Raw genomic sequence first — 230 nt, 5'->3', positions numbered from 1 at the left:
CCCGGCGTGCCCGAGCGCGGCCGACCCCTCGAGGCCCACCGGCGCGTAGTAGCGCACCGCGTGCAGAGGCCCCAGCAGATGCCACAGCCGACGCACCACGCCGAGCTCGATCCCGAACTCGATCCCGGTCCCCACCCCTGTCCTGATCCCGGTCTCCATACCGACATCCCCGTCCCCCTGAACCATCCCGGCCACCTCACTACCGTGCTCCGACATGACGAACCCCCTCG

Annotated in this window: 1 pseudogene; it reads right to left on the bottom strand. The window is 70.9% G+C overall.

Features of this window, described 5'->3' with window-relative positions:
- A pseudogene (locus tag KVT44_RS57455) lies at positions 1-216 on the bottom strand (hypothetical protein); the annotation flags it as partial.
- Between the last annotated feature and the right edge of the window lie 14 nt (positions 217-230).

It is taken from the genome of Streptomyces sp. GbtcB7 (assembly GCF_019091445.1).
Taxonomy (GTDB): domain Bacteria; phylum Actinomycetota; class Actinomycetes; order Streptomycetales; family Streptomycetaceae; genus Streptomyces; species Streptomyces mirabilis.
Note: the sequence above shows the minus strand (reverse complement) of the source record. Positions and strands in the feature narration are given on the sequence as shown.